The organism is Bradyrhizobium lablabi, from assembly GCF_018129385.1.
GTDB classification, from domain to species: domain Bacteria; phylum Pseudomonadota; class Alphaproteobacteria; order Rhizobiales; family Xanthobacteraceae; genus Bradyrhizobium; species Bradyrhizobium lablabi_C.
Genome location: NZ_JAFCLN010000045.1, coordinates 1 through 1985, shown reverse-complemented (window position 1 = coordinate 1985; position 1985 = coordinate 1). Strand labels below are relative to the sequence as shown.

The following is a 1985-nucleotide window of genomic DNA, read 5'->3' as shown; positions in this document are numbered from 1 at the left end:
GGCTGGGTCACCGCCGATAGCGGCCCGATCGGCGTTACTTTTTCTTTCGCTGGATCGACGACAAAGAGCTGGAACGTGACCTCCGGCCCGTCGGGTGCGCCGGCAACCACCAGCAGGCGCTTGTCGGGCAATGGCGCGAGGTCGCGGATTCCCAGTCCGTCGAGTTCGACCGGAACGACTTCGGGCTCGGCCTTGCTCCGCTTGTTTCCGGGCTTGAACAGGTCGTCGATGGCGCCGCCGACCAGATAGGCCTTCTTGCCCTTGCGGACAGGTGCCCGCAGGCCGAACCAGATGGGGTAATCGGCTTCGTGCCCCATCTTCGCCGACCGGAAAGGAAGGAAGGTGCTGCGCTTCAGGCTGATGATAAACGTGGTCTGAACGAAACAGCCACAAAGCATCAGAAAGGTGAAGCGCAGCATGAAGTATTATGCGGGTCTCGACGTCTCTGTCAAAGAAACGAGCGTGTGCATTGTCGATGAAAGCGGAAAACTCTGCCGGGAGAAAAAGGTTGTGACGCACCCGGACGACCTAGTCGCCGTCCTGAGCGAGCCCGCATTCCACTTTGAACGGATCGGGCTCGAAGCCGGGCCGCTGTCTCAATGGCTGTTCGAGGGGCTGGCGAAGGCCGGATTCGCGGTAGTCTGTATCGAGACACGGCACACGAAAGCGTTCTTGAAAGCTCAGCAGCCGAACAAGAGCGATCGCAACGATGCGCGCGGCATTGCGCACATGATGCGGGTCGGTCTGTTCAAGGACGTGCACGTGAAGACGCTCACGAGCCAGAAGCGTCGCGCCTTGCTGACGGCCCGCAAGCTGTTGCAGGAAAAGGCAATCGCTATGGAAAACGATATGCGTGGGCTTTTGCGCAACTTTGGGCTGAAGGTCGGCACGATTAGAGCATTCAAGTTCGATGAGCGGATACGCGAGCTGGTTGAAGCAGCTCCCGATCTGGCGGAGATCATCGAGCCGTTGCTCGCTGCCAGACGAAAACTGCGCGAGGAGTTCACTAAACTGGACCGCAAGGTTCGTGACGAGGCCAGGGTCGATCCGGTCTGCCGGCAGTTGATGACGGTACCCGGCGTCGGACCGATTGTCGCGCTCGCCTATACCTCGACGATCGACATTCCATCCCGCTTTCGCCATTCGCGAGCGGTGGGGGCTGTACTGGGGCTGACGCCCGTACTCAACCAGTCGGGCGAGAGCAGTCGAATAGGTCATGTCTCGTTGTGCGGCGACGGCATGCTGCGGGGGCTTCTTTACGAAGCGGCGCAGGTCCTGCTGATCCGCGTCAAGAAATGGTCGTGGCTGAAAGCGTGGGCGATGAATGTCGCCAAACGACACGGGATCAAGAAGGCCATCGTTGCATTGGCGCGCAGGCTTGCGGTGGTCCTGCATCGGATGTGGGTCGACGGCTCGGAGTTCCGTTGGACTCGGGAGGCAACGCCAACGACGACGGGCGCAACTGCATAACGCGACCAGCAGACCAGGAATTTAGAGTTCCGCCGCGAGGCGGAAAGGCGTCCTTCGCGGACGATGAATGATGTGAGTTCGCATACGGTCTTATCTCCGATGAGCCATCATCAGGATGCGAACCAGTTTGGACCACATCATTCTACTGGACCCCATAATGGGAGGGCTTCCATGCCGATCCCGGAGAGAAGCGCGGGCCGCGAAAAGACGTCGAACGTCACGACAAGTGGAGGGTTCGGAAGTGCTTGACCGCAACGCGCCGATTAGAGAAGACCGTATCATCCGCTTGAAAACCGTCCTCGCTCGGACCGGGCTGTCTCGGTCCACCATCTACCGCAAGATCGCCGAGGGCACCTTCCCGCCGCAGATTAGGATCAGCGTCAACGGGAGCGGCTGGCATGAATCCGACGTCAACCGCTGGATTGCAGATCCCGCCTCGTGGCGTCCGAAGCACGAGTCAGATGCGGCCTGACGAGGTCCGTGTCGCTTGCTGCTGATGACATTGAACCGGACCG

The 1985-nt window shown here is 60.1% G+C and carries 2 protein-coding genes and 1 pseudogene; 2 read left to right on the top strand and 1 reads right to left on the bottom strand.

Going from position 1 to position 1985, the window contains the following annotated elements; genetic code table 11:
• A pseudogene (locus JQ628_RS34270) lies at nucleotides 1-419 on the bottom strand (hypothetical protein); the annotation flags it as partial.
• Between JQ628_RS34270 and JQ628_RS34265 the strand changes: the two are divergent.
• Nucleotides 418-1470, top strand: coding sequence for an IS110 family transposase (locus JQ628_RS34265; RefSeq protein ID WP_212231016.1), 1053 nt, complete (start codon nucleotides 418-420; stop codon nucleotides 1468-1470). The pseudogene JQ628_RS34270 and the gene JQ628_RS34265 overlap by 2 nt on opposite strands.
• A gap of 262 nt (nucleotides 1471-1732) precedes the next feature.
• Nucleotides 1733-1942, top strand: coding sequence for a helix-turn-helix transcriptional regulator (locus JQ628_RS34260; RefSeq protein ID WP_212231019.1), 210 nt, complete (start codon nucleotides 1733-1735; stop codon nucleotides 1940-1942).
• The last annotated feature ends 43 nt before the right edge of the window (nucleotides 1943-1985 follow it).

Excerpts from the sequence above, each read along its gene's own strand:
- JQ628_RS34265 (WP_212231016.1), top strand. The coding sequence starts at position 418 with ATGAAGTATTATGCGGGTCTCGACGTCTCTGTCAAAGAAACGAGCGTG.